The sequence below is a fragment of the Brevundimonas sp. M1A4_2e genome (genome assembly GCF_053345555.1).
Map to the genome: position 1 here is coordinate 187,477 of NZ_JBKFAI010000003.1, position 16,832 is coordinate 204,308.

Genomic DNA, 16,832 nt, shown 5'->3' on the forward strand with positions numbered 1-16,832 from the left:
CGGCCAAGCCTGATTTGCGTCACGGAAAGGCCCTCCCTGTGGCGCCGTTGCACTAACCCCCAAAGCGCGACTAGCTTCCGACCATGACGAAGAGCGACCTGCCGCCGCCCCAGATTCCCCCCTCGCCCGCCGCCCCGGCGCGGCGCGGTCGGCCCAAGAAATCCAAGGCGTCCGCCGTTGGAGAGACCCGCGACGCCATCATGAACGCGGCCGAGGACCTGTTTTCCAAGCACGGCTTCTATGGCGTCACCATCCGCGAGGTGGCGCGCGAGGCGGGCGTGGATACGGCCCTGGTCCACTATTATTTCGGGGCCAAGAAGGAGCTGTTCGACTCCGTCTTCAACCGCCGCGCCGAGGTGTGGAACAGCGAGCGCGTCGCCGCCATGGATCGCTACGCCGAGGCGACGGGCCCGGCCATGACGCTGGAAGGCCTGCTCGAAGCCTTCCTGCGCCCGCCTTTCCAGTGGTCGCTGAAGGGCGGGCCGGGATGGAAGCACTACGCCGCCCTGGTGGCCCAGACGAACGCCCAGCCTGCCTTCGGCGGCGAGACCATGGCCCGTTATTTCGACCCGGCCATCCGACGCCTGCTTGAACTGGTCAAACGCATCATGCCGGAGGCGCGGGACGAGCAGCTCTATTGGGCCTGGCACAACCTGTCGGGCGCCCTGACCCTGACGCTGGGCGAGACGGGACGGCTGGATCGCCTGTCCGGCGGCCTGTGCCGGTCAGGCGATCTGGACAGCGCCTGCGACTACATGGTGCGCTTCGCCGCCGCCGGTTTCCGCGCGGTCTGCGGCCCGTCTCAGGACGGTTAGAGCCAGCGTTTCTTGCGGAAGACGAAATAGGGCAGAGCCGCCGACAGGATCATCGCCCCCACCGCCGCCGGATAGCCGTACCGCCAGTGCAGTTCCGGCATGACGTCGAAGTTCATGCCGTAGATCGACGCGATCAGCGTCGGCGGCAGCAGGGCCACGGCCGCGACCGAGAAGATCTTGATGATCTGGTTCTGCTCCAGATTGATCAGGCCCAGGGTGGCGTCCATCAGGAAGGTCACCTTGGAGGACATGGAGACGCTGAGCTCGCTCAACGCCGCCGCGTCCCGCTGCAGCAGACGCACGGTCTGGCGCCCCTCGCGATCGGCCTTGCTCCCGGCCCGCGCGCCCGACACGGCTGCATGATAGGCCAGCAGGCGCTGCAGGCTGGACAGGCTCTCGCGGATCAGGCCCAGGAAGTCGCCCGCCCGGCCGATGTCGCGGATCACGGCCTGAAGGTTGTGGCTCTCCATCGCCTTGGGGTCGCGCTTGCGAAAGATCATCCGCGAGATGGCGTCCAGCTCCAGCCCCTTGGTTTCCAGGGCGTCGGCGTAGCGGTCGATCACCGCCTCGATCAGCCCCATCATCACGGCCTCGCCGCTGGCCAGCCGCTCGCCGGGCTTGTGGGTGGCGTGGGCGATGAAGGTCTGGAAGGAGCGCGGCTGGCCGTAGCTGACCGTCACCAGCCGCCCGCCCTTCAGGATGAAGGTCACCGGCGTCTTGATCGGATCGTGGGTCTCTAGATCCGTCGCCACGGCGGCGATCATGAAGACGCCCCCGTCTTCAGCGTAGAGGCGGGCGGACGGCTCGACATCGTCCATCTCGTCACGGCTGGGGAGGTCGATGCCCGTCAGGATCTCCAGAGCCGCCGCCTCCTGCGCGGTCGGAGAGACAAGATCGATCCAGCAGGCGGGGCCGTGATCCACGGTCGTATCGAGGCGCACGAGCCGATCGGCCCGCCAGTCATAGGCGTTCAGCATGGTTGCTTCCTTTCGCGAGGGCGCTCGCGCGGAAGCGAACGTCCTCAGAGCGTCGAAGAAGTTGAAGACAGACTTCGGTCTTCGGGGTTCATCTGAGGGTTTCCAAAAAGACGCCGCCCCACGACAGGCATCTGGACGGCGCAGGCGTCTTGACCCGTTCGCAAACCAGGGTCAACCGCCCGCCCCTCCGCCAGGACCCGGCGGAGGCTTCAGCATCACCTTTCCGCCCAGCGCCCGCAAAAGCCCCGCCTGATCGAAATCCATGCGCAACACGCGACCTTGCGTCCGCAGCCCGGCTTGCCCCTCGCCTCACACCCACGTAAGTCGCAGGGCCATGACCCAGACCGCCGCGACCGCCCCGCTGATCTGCCCCTCCATCCTGGCCAGCGACTTCTCTCGCCTGGGCGAGGAAATCCGGGCGCTTGAGGCGGCCGGCGCCGACTGGATCCACGTCGATGTCATGGACGGCCATTTCGTGCCCAACCTGACCATCGGCCCGGACGTGGTGAAGGCCCTGCGCCCGCACACCAGCCTGCCGTTCGACGTGCACCTGATGGTCGCCCCGGTCGACAACTGGCTGGAGGCCTATCGCGCGGCGGGCGCCGACATCATGAGCGTCCATCCCGAAAGCGGCCCCCACGTCCACCGCACGCTCGGCCACATCCGCCAACTGGGCGCCAAGGCGGGCCTCGTCTTCAATCCGGCCACGCCATTGAGCGTGCTGGAAGAGGCGGTCGAACTGGTCGATCTGGTGCTGATCATGTCGGTCAATCCAGGCTTCGGCGGTCAGAAATTCATCGAGACCTCGCTGCGGAAGATCGAGCGCGCCCGCGCCATCCTCGACCGCGCCGGATCAAAGGCGCACCTGCAAGTGGACGGCGGGGTGGTCGCCGCCAACGCCGGGGCCTGCGTCGCCGCCGGGGCCGATGCGCTGGTCGCCGGCTCCTTCGTCTTCAAGGGCGGGCCGGACGCCTATGCCGCCAACATCCAGGCCCTGAAGGCCCCCGCCGCGTGAGCCCCCTCGGCCCCTTCGCCCCGCGCGACAGCGACGTCCCCCTGGCCGAAGGGCACATCCCCGGCCTGAAGGGCGCCCCGATGCGGACCCCCGTGCGCCCCGCCTCCGGCGCCCGACCGGACCCGCGCCTGTGGGCCTCGGTCGCCAAGGGGCTGGTGGCGCGCCAGGCGTGGATCGAACTGTACGGCCTGCCCGGCTACGGCCTGACGCTGGGCGGTCCGACCGCCGAGGGTTTCGCCGTCAGCCCGCGCGACTTCCGCCCCCTGCCCGAAGAGGCGCCACGTCCCCTGCTGTCGGGCAAGCTGACGCTGGCGGGCCTGAGCCTGGACGCCGGAACCCCGGCCGAGCTGTGGAACAGCCCCACGCCCAGCCGCGCCTTCGCCGTCGAGCTGCACAGCTTCAACTGGCTGCCCGCCATGATGGCACAGGGCGATCGCGGCGTGCGCGAAGTCCTGGCCCTGACCCTGGCCTGGCATGAGGTCTTCAGCCGCTGGTCGCCCTTTTCCTGGGATCCGGACATTCTGGCCCGCCGCGTCTATCACCTGGCCTGCGCCGGACGGCGGCTGGCGGGCGCAGCGACCGAGGTCGAGCGCCTGAAGCTGACCGACATCCTGGCCCATCAGGCGCGCCAGCTGCTGCGGCCGCCCGGCGGGATCCTGGGCCGGGCCGAGCGTCTGACCGCCGCCGCCGTCGCGGGATGCGCCCTGACCGGCAAGGCCGGCGCCGCCATCCGCAACAAGGCCCTGAAACGTCTGCCCGCCGCCCTGACCGCCACGGTCGCCCCCGACGGCGCCCACGCCTCGCGCGCGCCGGAAAGGGGGCTGGAGCTGCTGCTCGACCTGCTGACGCTGGACGACGCCCTGGCCCAGCTGTCCGAAGTCACGCCCGAGCAGGTGGCCGAGGCCATTTCGCGCCTGACGATGGCCTTGCGCCTGCAGACCCTGCCCGATCGGAAGCTGGCCGTGTTTCAGGGCGGCGGCCCCTCCACGCCTGAGCGCATCGCCGCCGCCCGCGCGCATGACGACGCCCCCGCCGCCCCGCCCAGCGGCGTGGTCGGCGGCCTGCTGCGCGTCTCCAGCCCTCTGCTGACCGTCGTGGTCGATGTCGAGGCCCCGGCGCGCAACGCCTGGTCGGCCGCCGCCTGCGGCCAGCCCGCGGCCCTGGAGGTCGTCTGCGGCCGAGACCGCCTATTCACCTCGGCGGGATGGACGCCGCGCGCCCTGGACCGACAGGCCCTGCGCCTGACGCCGGGCGCCTCGACCCTGACGCTGGGCGAACAGCCTCTGGCCGAGCCTCTGGCGGGCTGGAAGGGCGAGCTGCTGGGCCCGCGCCTCGTCGGCCCCGCCCTGCACGTCACGCGCCAGCATCAGGAAGGCGACGGCGCGGTCTGGCTGGAGGTCGAGCACGACGGCTGGATGGCGCAGTACGGCCTGATGCACCAGCGCCGCCTCTACATCGACCAGCGGCTGGACGAACTGCGCGCCGAGGAGCGGCTGCACCCGCCCGAAGGCCGCCCCGAAGCGACCCGGGCCATCGCCGCCCCCTACGCCCTGCGCTTCCAGCTGGAGCCGGGGGTCCAAGCCTCGCTGGCCCGCGACCGCCGCTCCATCCTGCTGCGCGGCCCGTCCGGACGCGGCTGGTGGTTCCGCAGCGACGGCCCCGACGTAGCCATCGAGCCCGCCGTCCACATCGACGAAGGCCTGACCCGCCGCTCCTTGCAGATCGTCGTGCGCGGCTCGGCCCGCACCGACGCCGAAACCAAGGTCCGCTGGAAGCTGAGCCCGGCCGGCGCGAGCGGCGATCCCGAGTAAGGGCTGACGCCGTGTCCCGTTGGTGCTAGAGGCCCGCCATCTCCCCGCCCCAGCCGTAAACGGACGCCGCCCATGCCCGCCGCTCCCGACTTTCCGCCCGCCCCGGACGCGATCAAGCCCGTCCGCGCCCTGATCTCCCTGTCGGACAAGGCGGGGCTGGAAGACGCCGCGCGCACCCTGGCGGGGCTGGGCGTCGAGCTGGTCTCGACCGGCGGCACCAAGGCGGCGATCGCGGGCTTCGGCCTGCCGGTCAAGGATGTGGCCGACCTGACCGGCTTCCCGGAGATGATGGACGGCCGGGTCAAGACCCTGCACCCGGTCGTGCACGGCGGCCTGCTGGGCGTGCGCAACGCCCCGGCCCACGCCGCCGCCATGACCGAGCACGGCATCGGCCCGATCGACATCGTCTGGATCGATCTCTATCCGTTCGAGAAGACCTTGGAATCCGGCGGCGGCTTTGAAGCGGCCATCGAGAACATCGACATCGGCGGCCCGGCCATGATCCGCTCGGGCAGCAAGAACCACGGCCACGTCGCCGTCGCCGTGGACGCCGAGAGCATCGGCCTGATCGTCGAGGCGCTGAAGGCCGACGGAACGACCACGCTGGCGCTGCGCAAGCAGTTGGCCGCCCGCGCCTTCGCCCGCACCGCCGCCTATGACGCCGCCGTGTCGTCGTGGTTCGCCGGTCAGCTGGAAGACGCCGCCCCGGCGCGCAAGGCGATCGCCGGTTCGCTGGCGCAAACGCTGCGCTATGGCGAAAACCCGCACCAGACCGGCGCCTTCTACCGCACCGGCGAGAAGCGCCCTGGCGTGGCCTACGCCACCCAGATCCAGGGCAAGGAGCTGGGCTACAACAACATCGCCGACGCCGACGCCGCCTATGAGCTGGTCGCCGAGTTCGAGGCCCCGGCCTGCGTCATCGTCAAGCACGCCAACCCCTGCGGCGTGGCCGTCGGCCACACCCTGTCGGAGGCCTACGCCCGCGCGCTGGAATGCGACGCCGTGTCGGCCTTCGGCGGCGTCATCGCCGTCAACCGCCCGCTGACGGGCGAGGACGCCCGCGCCATCACCGGCATCTTCACCGAGGTGGTCATCGCGCCGGGCGCGGACGACGAGGCCAAGGAAGTCTTCGCCGCCAAGAAGAACCTGCGCCTGCTGATCACGAATGGTCTCCCTGACCCGCACGGCCCGGGCGAGGTGTTCCGCTCGGTGGCCGGCGGCTTCCTGGTGCAGTCGCGCGACCGCTCGCTGATCAAGCCGGAAGACCTGAAGATCGTCACGCGCCGCCAGCCGACGCCGGCCGAGATCCAGGACATGCTGTTCGCCTTCACCGTGGCCAAGCACGTCAAGTCCAACGCCATCGTCTACGCCAAGGACGGCCAGACGGCGGGCATCGGCGCGGGCCAGATGAACCGTCGCGACAGCGCCCGCATCGCCGCCATCCGCGCCAAGGAAGCCGGCGAGGCCAAGGGTCTGGCCCATTCGCTGGCTGAAGGCTCGGCCTGCGCGTCCGAAGCCTTCTTCCCCTTCGCCGACGGCCTGCTGGAAGCCGTCGCCGCCGGGGCCACGGCGGTGATCCAGCCGGGCGGCTCGATCCGCGACGAGGAAGTCATCGCCGCCGCCGACGAACGCAACATCGCCATGGCCTTCACCGGCGTGCGGGTGTTCAGGCACTGATAGACCGCTAAGGCAGGCGGCGCGGCCGCCTGCTGCTTGAGCGGGTTTGCAACCTTTAAGGCGGTGGAGGCGCGCCGCGCCTCGCCGACCCTGTCGCCGGCGGCCCGCGCCGCCCGCTCCGCGGGGAGCGAGCGGGCTTTGCTGTATCAGCCGTGGGCGGCGTGGCCCTTGCCCCCGTTCGACGGGCGACGACGACGCGGGCGGCGCTGCAGTTCGCCGACCGGCTTGGGCTCGGCGGACGGCGCTGCGCGCACCGACGAGCGGGCGCGATCGCCCGCCATCGGATCGTAGACCGGCGCCGCGCGCTCAACCGCAGGCGCGCCGTTGCGGCCGCGACGCTGGCGGTGCGGCTGACCGCCGGCCTCCTGCTTGACGCCTTCACGGTGCGGGTTGCGGCCGCCGCGACCACGCCCGCCCCGACCTTCGCCGTCCGAGCGGCCTTCACGTTCAGGCAGGGTCGCCTTCTTGGCCACGCCCGCCGCCATGATGGAGGCGTCCAGCTGGGCCAGCGCCTTGTCGTTGCGGCGGTCGATCGCGGGGATCTTCTGGCGCGTGACCTTCTCGATGTCCTTCAGCAGCTTCATCTCGTCGCCGGCGACGAAGCTGATGGCGGTGCCGTCCTTGCCCGCTCGGGCCGTACGGCCGATGCGGTGGACATAGGCTTCCGGCACATAGGGCAGCTCGAAGTTCACCACGTGGGTGACCTTGTCCACGTCGATGCCGCGCGCGGCGATGTCGGTGGCGACCAGGACGCGCAGCTTGCCGTTCTTGAAGGCCTCAAGCGCGCGCTCGCGTTGCGGCTGGCTCTTGTTGCCGTGGATGGCGCCGGCCTCGACGCCGCCCGCCTCCAGATAGGCCGCGACCTTGTCGGCGCCGTGCTTGGTCTTGGTGAAGACCAGGCAGCGCGTATAGGCGGGGTCGGAGAACAGCTCGGTCAGCAGGGCGCGCTTCTTGCCCTGTTCGACCCAGATCACCGACTGCTGGATGCGCTCGACCGTGGTGGCCTGCGGCGTGACCTGGACCTTGACCGGGTCCTTCAGCAGCTCGCCCGCCAGCTTGCCGATCTCCGACGGCATGGTGGCCGAGAAGAACAGGTTCTGACGCTTGGCCGGGATGCGGCTGACGATCTGGCGGATCGGCTTGATGAAGCCCAGGTCCAGCATCTGGTCGGCCTCGTCCAGGACGAAGATCTCGGTCTGCGACAGGTCCAGCGTCTTCTGCTGCAGGTGGTCCAGCAGGCGGCCGGGCGCCGCGACCAGCACGTCAAGCCCCTGTTGCAGGGCGCGTTCCTGCGGGCCGTATTTCACGCCGCCGAAGATGACGGCCACGCGGAAGCCCAGGTGGGCGCCGTATTGCTTGAAGCTGTCGGCGATCTGGGTCGCCAGTTCGCGCGTCGGGCTCAGGACCAGGCAGCGCGTGGTGCGCGGCTTGGGCGCCACGCGGTTCTCGGCCAGGCGATGCAGGATCGGCAGGGCGAAGGCCGCCGTCTTGCCGGTGCCGGTCTGGGCGATGCCCAGCAGGTCCTTGCCCTTCATCACGTCGGGGATGGACTTGGCCTGGATCGGCGTCGGCTTCTCGTAGCCGGTTGCGGCCAGGGCGGTCAGCAGAGCCTTGTTCAGGCCCATGGATTCAAAAGTAAGAGTGTCGCTCACGTCTGTCTTTCACGAACGGCGGCGCGCGCGGCTGGACGAACCAGACCTTCACAAAAGGGCGCACGTCGCCTGCCCGAAATCGGGCGGGGAACGGGCGCCGCCCCGCGTGTATGGACGACGTATGAAATCGAATGATCCGGCCGCTCGACAGACAGGCCTTCCGGTCAGGGAAGCCCAAACACGCGCTGGAACGCGCCGGTCACCGCATTGTGCGATGCAGCGCAGATGGACCTCAATAGCGGCCAAGTCAAGGCGAACCCGCCGAAAGCCTACAGCAGGTTGACCGCCAGATTGACCGCCAGGGCCAGGATCACCGTGTTGAACAGCCAGGCCAGGATGCTGTGGACGGTGGCGATGCGGCGCAGGCGCTGGCTGGAGATCTGCACGTCGGCGGTCTGGTTCGCCACGCCGATGATCAGGGCGAAGTGCAGGAAGTCCCAATAGTCGGCGTCGTCCTCGCCGGGGAACATCAGCCCTTGGCGGTCGCCCTGGCCGGTCCCGGCCGGCGCATAGAATTCATGGGCGTAATGCAGGGCGAAGATGGTCTGCACGAACAGCCAGCTGAGGGCGATGGTGGCCACGGTCAGCGTCGCCGCCGTCGCCGTTGGCTTGCCCCCCGAGGCCGCCATCAAGACGATGACGAAGACGCTGGCCCCCGCCGCCAACAGGCTGAGCGGCAGAACCGCCCTGCCCGCCTGGTCCATTTCCGCCGCCCGCGCGCGGATGGTCGCCACCGATCGGGTTCGGCTGAGCCGCACGAAGGTCAGCAGCAGAAAGGCCGCCACGCCCGCGTCCCACGCGACCGCCAGCCGCATCGGCCAGCCCCAGGTTACGGGCGAAACGGCGCTCGCGGCCGCCATGACCGCCAGGCCCAACCACAGGGCCAAATGCAGACGAAAGAGGCGGGCGACCGACTTCATGACGGCATGATTGCGCGGTTCCGCACGGAACGGCCAGAGCTGAGCCGCCGGAGTTCCGCCATCAGCTCTTCCAGCGCAGCACCGTCTCCTTGATCGGATTGACGAAGGCGCGGCCCTCGGCGCGGCTCTTCAGCCATTCGCGCTTCAGCTGCTGATACCATTTCGCCTGTTTGTCGGCGTCGTCGATCCAGATCAGGGCCGGGTCGTATTTCAGCCCCTCGTTCTGCAGGTTCACCATGCCGCCGTCCTGCTTGAGGAAGGCGACGACGCCCATGCGCAGGAAGGGCTTGGCGATGCCGAACACCCAGTGGTCGGACCAGAAGATCTGGGTGATGCGGGTCTTGGTCTCGCTCACCGGCGTCAGGCAGGTCAGGGCCAGCACCTGCTTGGCGCCGACCTGGATATGCTCCCAGCGGTAGCCCGGCAGGCGGAAGGTGATCTCGGTCGCGGGCGCCCCGCCCAGCACCTTGTACAGGCGGCTGTTCGAGGACGGCGCATGGCGCACCATGGCCCAGCCGAAGTCGACCGGGGCGAAGGTTTTGGCCTTCTCGTGCATGGAATGCTCCGAGCGCCACCACCACTGCTGGTGGACATAGGGGCCGTGGGCGGGGTCCATCAGGCCGACGACAGCGTGGTCGATATGGCTGTCGAAATCCATCGCCTCGACCAGGCGCGGCTGGCCGACGGCGCCGGGGAACAGCGGCGGTTCCTGATCCGGCTCGGACGGGTTGCGCGCGTCGGCCGCCATCCAGACGAAGACCATGCCCTGACTTTCGCGCACCGGATAGGAGCGGACCTTGATGCGGTTCGCCTCGAACGCCTGATCCTCGACCAGCGACGGAATGGCCGCGCACACCCCATCGGGACGGAAGCGCCAGCCGTGATAGGGGCACTCGATCGTCTCGCCCTCGCCCGGCTTCTCGACCAGGCGCCCGGCCGACAACGGCGCCGCGCGGTGGGGGCAGATGTCGCGCATGCCATAGACCTCCCCCGCGCGAGTGCGGCCGATCAGCACCGGCTCGCCCATAATCTCATAGCGCTTCAGGCTGGCCACCGGCACGTCGCGCGCCAGGGCGACGAGATACCAGGCGTCGGTGATGAAGCCCTTGCCGAAAGCGGTCGGCGGGGCTTTCGCTTCTGGAGCAGTAGAGGGTGCGGGCGCGGCGTCTGCAGTCATGGCCGCCTTGTAGCAGCAGGGACGGTCAGCCGTCCAAAGGCCATTCCCTTCCTCAGCCGATGAATTAATCTGCCTCAAATTCTCTTTGGGAGAGACGCCTTGATCCGCACCGCCTCCACCGCCTTTTTCGGCGCCGCCGCCCTGTTGCTGGCCGCCGCTCCCGCCGTGGCTCAGGACGGCCATGTCAATCACGCGGCCCACGGCGCGGCGCACGCCGCCTTCGCCTCCGACCGCCTCAGCGTCCGCGTCGACGGACCGGAAGGCGCGCCCGACCTGATCCTGATCCCCGGCCTGTCGTCCTCGCCCGCGGTTTGGCAGGGGACGGTCGATCACCTGGCCGGGCGCTATCGCGTCCACCGCATCCACGTCGCCGGTTTCGCGGGCGCCGCGCCTCAAGCCAACGCCCAGGGCGACGCGCCCCAACCGGTCGGCGCCCCCGTGGCCGAGGACATCGCCCGCTACATCCGCGAACAGCATCTGAACAAGCCCGCCGTCGTCGGCCATTCCATGGGCGGGACCATGGGCATGATGCTGGCCGCGCGTCACCCCGATCTGGTCGGCAGGCTGATGGTCGTGGACATGATCCCCTTCATGGGCGCCATGTTCGGCGCGCCCGGCGCGACGGCCGAGAGCGTGACCCCCGTCGCCGATCAGATCTGGATCGCCCAGTCGACCAGCCCGCGCGAGGCCTACGTCGCCCAGGCCACAGCCTCCATCAACGGCATGATCAACACCGAAAGCCGCCGCGAAGAGGCGTTGAAAGACATGCGGGCCAGCGACCAGAAAGTCTCGGCCGCCGCCTTCCGCGAACTGGTGACCACCGACCTGCGACCCGAATTGGCCAAGATCACCGCCCCGACCGAGGTGCTCTACGTCAAGTTCAACGACGCCCGCATGACCGATGCGATCACCGACGCCATCTATCAGATGTCGTTCGCGACCCTGCCCGGCGCCAGGCTGAAGCGCATCGACGACAGCGCCCACTTCATCATGTTCGACCAGCCCGACGCCTTCCATGGCGCGCTGGACGCCTTCCTGGCCAAGTGAGCCATCCGGCTGCGGATCGGATCGTCGGCCTCTATCAGGACAAGGCCGCCGACTGGATTCGCGACCGGGGCGTCGTGCTGCGCCGGGATGAAGGCGACTGGAACGAAGCCGCCTGGCTGGACCGCTTCACGCAGGGCTGGCCGCGCGGCGCCCGGGTTCTGGACGTCGGCTGCGGCTCGGGCTGGCCCATGGGCGCCGCCCTGCTGGAGCGCGGGTTCGAGGTCGTCGGCCTCGACGCCTCGCCCGGCCTGATCGCCCATGCGCGCGAGACCTTGCCTGGCGGCGACTGGCGTATCGGCGACATGCGCGACGCCTTGCCGGACGACGCTTTTCACGGCGTTCTGGCCTGGCACAGCCTGTTCCACCTGACTCCGGAAGCGCAAACAGCGGTTCTGCCCGCCCTGGCCGCCCGTGTCACGCCCGGCGGCCGGCTGATGTTCACTGCCGGACCCGCCCACGGCGAGGCGATCGGCGAGTGGCGCGGCGAAGCCCTCTATCACGGCAGCCTGGCCCCTGAGGCGTATCGCGCCGCGCTGACCAGGGCCGGACTGGCGGTGGAGAACGGCGGCGGGAACGGCGTCTGGCTGGCCCGCCGCGCCATTCTTTCGGCGAAATAGGCGCACACGCTGGCGTGATCGAAAACGGGGGCGTTTTCGCCGGCGACGGGAACGGCTAGGGTCCACGTCGCTGGCATAGAGGGATGTTCATGGCGCGCAACGACCGCGGACCCGACCGCAACGAGCAGGGTGGAGCACGCCCGCGCCGAACCGTCGTCGGCCGCCTATTCTACTGGGGCGCGGTGCTGGCCGTCTGGGGCCTGATCTTCGCCGTGGTCTTCCTGGCCGTCTTTGCGCGCGACCTGCCGGACACCTCCAGCCTGTATGAAGTCGATCGCCAGCCCTCGATCACCTATCTGGACCGCTCCGGCGCCCTGATCGCGGTGCGCGGCACCCAGATGGCGCCGCCGGTCGATCTGGACGCCCTGCCCGACTACGTCCCCGCCGCCTTCGTGGCGATCGAGGATCGCCGCTTCTATCACCACCCCGGTTTCGATCCGATCGGCATGAGCCGGGCCATGGCCTCGAACCTGAGGGCCGGGCGCGTGGTTCAGGGCGGCTCGACCATCACCCAGCAGCTGGCCAAGAACCTGTTCCTGACGCCTGATCAGAACATGAAGCGCAAGGTGCAGGAGCTGATCCTGGCCGTGTGGCTGGAGATGAAGTTCTCCAAGAAGGAAATCCTCGCCCTGTATCTGAACCGCGTCTATTTCGGCGCGGGCGCCTACGGCATCGAATCCGCCTCGCAGCGCTATTTCGACAAGAGCGCCGACAAGCTGACGGTCGGCGAGGCCGCCCTGCTGGCAGGCCTGCTGAAGGCGCCCTCGCGCTATTCCCCCGTCTCCGAAAGCGAGCGCGCCGCGACACGCGCCAACGTCGTGCTGAACGAAATGGTTGAGGTCGGCGCCATCACCCCGGCCCAGCGCGAGGCCGCCGTGGCCGAGCCGGTGCGGGTGTCCAAGACCCTGGCCAGCCAGCACGCCCAATACTTCATCGACTGGCTGGACAAGCAGATCCGCACCCTGGTCGGCGAACCGACCGAGGACATGGTGGTCGAGACGACGCTGGACCTGACGCTGCAAACCGACGCCGAGCGCGCCGTGCGCCGCATCCTGGACCGCGACAAGGGCAAGGGCGTCGAACAGGCGGCCCTAGTCGCGCTGGACGGCGACGGCCGGGTGCGCGCCATGATCGGCGGCGCCTCCTACGGCGACAGCCAGTTCAACCGCGCGGTGGATGCGCGGCGTCAGGCGGGCTCGGCCTGGAAGCCCTTCGTCTATCTGGCCGCCGTCGAGGCGGGCTATACGCCGCAGACCCCGGTGGTGGACCAGCCCGTGACCATCGGCGGCTGGTCGCCGCGCAACTATTCCGGCAATTTCTCGGGGCAGATGACCCTGGCCCAGGCCGTAGCCCAATCGACCAACACGGTCGCGGCCTATGTCGCCGATCAGGTCGGGCGCGACAGCGTGGCCCGGGCCGCCCGTCGCCTCGGGATCTCCAGCGAGATCGGCCTGCAGCCGTCCATGGCGCTCGGCGCCGTCGAGGTCAGCCCGCTGGAGATGGCTCAGGCCTATGACGCCTTCGCCAACGGCGGCCGCCGCGTCGACGCCTATGGCATCAGCCGGATCCGCACGCCGTCCGGCCGCGTGATCTATACCCACGGCCCGTCGGAAGGCGGCCAGGCCATCAACAATCCGCCGCTCTATTACATGAACCAGATGCTGCGCGGCGTCGTCACTTCGGGCAGCGGCCGCTCGGCGGCGATCGGCGGGCGCGACATCGCCGGCAAGACCGGCACCACCTCGGATTACAAGGACGCCTGGTTCGTCGGCTACACTGGCGGCTTCGTCGCCGCCGTCTGGGTCGGCAAGGACGACAACAAGCCGATGGCCCGGGTCACTGGCGGCGCGGCCCCCGCCGCCATCTGGCGCGGCTTTATGGAAGCCGCCCTGCCCAAGCTGGCGGTCCAGGCCATTCCCAACGGTCCGCCCCTGCCCGAAGGCTGGATCCCGCCCGATCCGGTCGGCGATCTGATGGGCCAGGTCGAGGACCCTTACGCCGCGGCCACGCCCTACGACGCTCCGCCGCCGGTGATCATCGACGGCCAGGCTCAGCAACCGGTCCAGCCGCAACAGGCCCCGGCGGCCCGGCCCGCCCCGCCGCAGACGCCCCCTGCGCCCCAGCAGGAACGGCGCCCGGACGCGCTGTTCTTCTGACCGACTGGGCGCCCCTCTCCCCTCGGAGCGGGCCGCCTTGTCCCACGAGGGGTGAAGGAGAAGAGTAAGGCGCTCAAGCCGCGAGCGACCGCGTCGCGAGCATAGCGCGCAAAAAGCAGCCTATCGCGGCGCGCGCTTGGCCAGGATGCGTTGCAGGGTGCGCCGGTGCATGCCCAGGCGGCGCGCCGTCTCGGACACGTTGTGGTCGCACAGCTCATAGACCCGCTGGATATGCTCCCAGCGCACACGGTCGGCCGACATCGGGTTTTCTGGCGGCTCGGGCGCCTCGCCGGTCGACAGCAGAGCCTTGACCACGTCGTCGGCGTCAGCGGGCTTCTGCAGATAGTCGACCGCGCCCGCCTTGACCGCCGCCACGGCCGTGGCGATGGCGCCGTAGCCGGTCAGCATGACGATGCGGGCGTCCTCGCGCCGCTCGCGGATCATCTCGACCACCTTCAGGCCGTTGCCGTCCTCCAGCCGCATGTCCAGGACCGCGAAGGCGGGGACCGACTGGCGCAGGGCGTCGCTGGCCTCGGCCACCGAACCGGCGACAGAGACGGCGAACCCGCGCGATTCCAGCGCCCGGCCCAGCCGGGTGCGCAGCGCCTGATCATCGTCCAGCAGCAGCAGGGACTTGTCGTTGAGGGCGGCGATCTGGGTCTCGAGTTCGGACATGAAATTCTCCTGAGGTTTCAGGTCGTGCGTCAACGACGCAGGGTCAAGGGCCAAGCTCGCAACTGCGACATCAGGTTCCGCCGCCATCCATCGCCGAGGCGGTGACTTCCAGCGCCTGACGCGCCCAGCGCACGGAGACGAGGGCGCCGCCGGGCTGGCCCTTGGCGGGCGCGCCCGCGCCGACCGAAACCTTGGCGCCGGTCCGTTCCAGCAGGGTGCGGGCGATGAAGAAGCCCAGCCCCATGCCGCCCTGGCTGGGCGCGATGGGGGCGGTGACCGGAGGCGGCGGCGCGCGTCGTCCCCTGCGCGCCGGGCTGGACGCCGAGGCGATCTGGGCCGCCAGGGCCCGGCGGGCCTTGGCCTGCGGACGGCTGGTCACATAGGGCTCGCCCAGGCGCGGCAGGATCTCAGAGGCGAAGCCGGGGCCGTCGTCGACGATGTCGATCTCGATCCATCCCGCATCGACCACGGCGGTCAGCTGCACCCGCGCGGTGGCGAAGTCGGCGGCGTTTTCGACCAGGGTGGACAGGCCGTGGACGATCTCGGGCAGGCGGCGCACGCGCGGCACGGGCTGGCCGGGCGGCGCCTTCACGGCGATGTCGAAGTCCAGATCAAAGCCCCGATGCGGCTGGGCCACCTCTTCCAGCAGGGCCTTCAGATCGATGTCGGCGAACAGGGCGTCGCCTTCCTGGGGCTGGGCCGACAACTGCTTCAGGATGGCGCGGCAGCGCTCGGCCTGCTGCAGGATCAGGCCGGCGTCTTCGGCGGCGGGACTGTCGGCGGGGGCGTCCCGCAGCATCTCCTTGGCGACGACCTGTATGGTGGCCAGGGGCGTGCCCAGTTCATGGGCGGCGGCGGCGGCCAGACCGCCCAGGGCCGCCAGCCTCTGTTCGCGCTGCAGCACGTCCTGCGTGGTGGCCAGGGCCAGCTCCAGCTTGTCGGCGTCGGCCGCCACCTTCCACGCATAGCCGGAGGTGAACAGCACCCCGGTCACCAGCGCCAGGCCCAGCCCCAGACGGTAGAGGCCCGGCAGCTCCAGATGCTCATGCAGGCGCCACGGCAGGGGCAGGGACCAGGAGAACAGGAAGCCCACGGCGATCAGGGCCATGACGCCCAGAATGACCGCCTGCCGCGCAGGCAGGGCCGCCGCCGCGATCGTCACCGGCGCGACCAACAACAGGCAGAAGGGGTTGGCCAGACCGCCGGTCAGGGCCAGCAGCGTCGCCAGCTGCAGGATGTCGAAGCCCAGCTGGGCGGCGGTTCTCGGCCCGTCCGGCAGGCTGCCGTCGATGCGCCGCGCCCGCGCCATCGTGGCCAGGTTCATCGCCACGCCCGCGCCGATCACCGTCAGGCACTCCCATAACGGCAAGGGGAAATGCAGGGCGAAATAGGCGGTCAGGATGGCGCAGGTCTGGCCGATCACCGCCAGCCACCGCAGCACGATCAGGGTGCGCAGCGACAGGCCGCGCCCGCGCCGGGGCAGTTCGGGCAGACCGGCCAGTTCGCCGCCCGCCTGGGCCAGGAGGTGCAGCGGGGCGTGCGGCGGTATGGGGGCTTCTGTCGGGCTCACCCCTCTTCTATAGACCGCGCGAGGGGCGGCTGCACGGTATGCCGTGTCGCGCCCGCCCGATGATCCGCGTTGTTCTCGCCTAAGGAGAGGCCATGCCCCGCCGTCCCGTCATCCTGTTCGCCGCCGCCTGCGCGGTCATCGCCCTGGCGCTGGGCCTGATCACCATGGTGGTCGTCGGCGGTCGGCAACAGGCGGCCCAGACGACGGATTCAGCGACGGGCCAGCCCCTGGTCGGCGGCTCCTTCACCCTGACCAATCAGGACGGCCAGGTCGTCGATGAGAAGATTCTGGAGGGCAAGTGGAGCCTGGTCTTCTTCGGCTTCACCTATTGCCCCGACTACTGCCCGACCACGCTTGGCGTGCTGAACGCCGTGCAGGAACGGATGGGCGACAAGGCCAAGGACCTGCAGATCGTCTTCATCAGCATCGACCCTGAGCGCGACACCCCGCAGATGCTGAAGGACTATCTGTCGTCGGACGGCTTCCCCGACGGCGTCATCGGCCTGACCGGCACGCCGGAACAGGTGGCCCAGGTCGCCAAGGAATACCGCGCCTTCTATCAGAAGGTCGGCGAGGGCGAGGGCTACACCATGAACCACGGCCTGACCGTCTATCTGATGGGGCCGGACGGCAAATTCCGGAGCGCCGTCGCCCACGATCTGGGGCCCAGCCGCACCGTGACCCTGATCGAAAACGCGATGGAGAAGGGCTGATCACCTTTGC

At 69.8% G+C, this 16,832-nt stretch carries 14 protein-coding genes; 8 read left to right on the forward strand and 6 right to left on the reverse strand.

Annotated features, from left to right (window positions below):
• The first annotated feature begins 83 nt into the window (after positions 1–83).
• A complete protein-coding gene (locus ACLBV5_RS07845) occupies positions 84–815 on the forward strand; it encodes a TetR/AcrR family transcriptional regulator (RefSeq protein WP_025976312.1) in 732 nt (243 codons plus the stop codon).
• On the opposite strand, the gene ACLBV5_RS07850 is transcribed toward ACLBV5_RS07845, so the two are convergent.
• A complete protein-coding gene (locus ACLBV5_RS07850; RefSeq protein WP_025976313.1) occupies positions 812–1,792 on the reverse strand; it encodes a magnesium transporter CorA family protein in 981 nt (326 codons plus the stop codon). The genes ACLBV5_RS07845 and ACLBV5_RS07850 overlap by 4 nt on opposite strands.
• A gap of 334 nt (positions 1,793–2,126) precedes the next feature.
• Here ACLBV5_RS07850 and rpe point away from each other — a divergent pair, with 334 nt between their 5' ends.
• The 3 genes from rpe (at position 2,127) to purH (ending at position 6,295) form a co-directional block, all read left to right on the forward strand.
• Positions 2,127–2,807: a ribulose-phosphate 3-epimerase gene (gene rpe / locus ACLBV5_RS07855; RefSeq protein ID WP_447605325.1), complete on the forward strand. Its 681-nt coding sequence runs from the start codon at positions 2,127–2,129 to the stop codon at positions 2,805–2,807.
• A complete protein-coding gene (locus tag ACLBV5_RS07860; RefSeq protein ID WP_447605326.1) occupies positions 2,804–4,618 on the forward strand; it encodes a heparinase II/III family protein in 1,815 nt (604 codons plus the stop codon). Before rpe ends, ACLBV5_RS07860 begins: the two co-directional genes overlap by 4 nt.
• Before the next feature lie 72 nt (positions 4,619–4,690).
• Positions 4,691–6,295 carry a bifunctional phosphoribosylaminoimidazolecarboxamide formyltransferase/IMP cyclohydrolase gene (gene purH / locus ACLBV5_RS07865; protein WP_447605327.1) on the forward strand — a complete coding sequence of 535 codons (1,605 nt, stop codon included), beginning with the start codon at positions 4,691–4,693 and terminating at the stop codon, positions 6,293–6,295.
• Between the two features lie 146 nt (positions 6,296–6,441).
• Here the strand turns inward: purH and ACLBV5_RS07870 are convergent, their stop codons facing one another.
• From ACLBV5_RS07870 to ACLBV5_RS07880, 3 genes are all read right to left on the reverse strand, one after another.
• Positions 6,442–7,920 (reverse strand): DEAD/DEAH box helicase, encoded by a 1,479-nt coding sequence (locus ACLBV5_RS07870; RefSeq protein WP_253121018.1) that lies wholly within the window; start codon positions 7,918–7,920, stop codon positions 6,442–6,444.
• A gap of 296 nt (positions 7,921–8,216) precedes the next feature.
• Positions 8,217–8,867, reverse strand: coding sequence for a DUF1345 domain-containing protein (locus ACLBV5_RS07875; RefSeq protein ID WP_134581871.1), 651 nt, complete (start codon positions 8,865–8,867; stop codon positions 8,217–8,219).
• A 61-nt stretch (positions 8,868–8,928) separates the two neighbouring features.
• Positions 8,929–10,044: an aromatic ring-hydroxylating dioxygenase subunit alpha gene (locus ACLBV5_RS07880; RefSeq protein WP_312447618.1), complete on the reverse strand. Its 1,116-nt coding sequence runs from the start codon at positions 10,042–10,044 to the stop codon at positions 8,929–8,931.
• Positions 10,045–10,143: 99 nt separating this feature from the next.
• On the opposite strand from ACLBV5_RS07880, the gene ACLBV5_RS07885 reads away from it, so the two are divergent.
• The 3 genes from ACLBV5_RS07885 (at position 10,144) to ACLBV5_RS07895 (ending at position 13,864) form a co-directional block, all read left to right on the forward strand.
• Positions 10,144–11,091, forward strand: a complete 948-nt coding sequence (locus tag ACLBV5_RS07885) for an alpha/beta fold hydrolase (RefSeq protein WP_447605328.1) — start codon at positions 10,144–10,146, stop codon at positions 11,089–11,091.
• The gene (locus tag ACLBV5_RS07890; RefSeq protein ID WP_447605329.1) at positions 11,088–11,708 is read left to right on the forward strand and encodes a class I SAM-dependent methyltransferase; all 621 of its coding nucleotides are present in this window, start codon (positions 11,088–11,090) and stop codon (positions 11,706–11,708) included. Before ACLBV5_RS07885 ends, ACLBV5_RS07890 begins: the two co-directional genes overlap by 4 nt.
• Before the next feature lie 83 nt (positions 11,709–11,791).
• The gene (locus ACLBV5_RS07895; protein ID WP_447605330.1) at positions 11,792–13,864 is read left to right on the forward strand and encodes a transglycosylase domain-containing protein; all 2,073 of its coding nucleotides are present in this window, start codon (positions 11,792–11,794) and stop codon (positions 13,862–13,864) included.
• A gap of 120 nt (positions 13,865–13,984) precedes the next feature.
• On the opposite strand, the gene ACLBV5_RS07900 is transcribed toward ACLBV5_RS07895, so the two are convergent.
• Together ACLBV5_RS07900 and ACLBV5_RS07905 are read right to left on the reverse strand one after the other, a co-directional pair.
• Complete coding sequence (locus ACLBV5_RS07900) at positions 13,985–14,539, reverse strand: ActR/PrrA/RegA family redox response regulator transcription factor (RefSeq protein WP_134581876.1); 555 nt, start codon at positions 14,537–14,539, stop codon at positions 13,985–13,987.
• Positions 14,540–14,609: 70 nt separating this feature from the next.
• Positions 14,610–16,109 (reverse strand): ActS/PrrB/RegB family redox-sensitive histidine kinase, encoded by a 1,500-nt coding sequence (locus ACLBV5_RS07905; protein ID WP_447605331.1) that lies wholly within the window; start codon positions 16,107–16,109, stop codon positions 14,610–14,612.
• Positions 16,110–16,201: 92 nt separating this feature from the next.
• On the opposite strand from ACLBV5_RS07905, the gene ACLBV5_RS07910 reads away from it, so the two are divergent.
• The gene (locus tag ACLBV5_RS07910) at positions 16,202–16,822 is read left to right on the forward strand and encodes an SCO family protein (protein WP_447605332.1); all 621 of its coding nucleotides are present in this window, start codon (positions 16,202–16,204) and stop codon (positions 16,820–16,822) included.
• Positions 16,823–16,832: the final 10 nt, after the last annotated feature.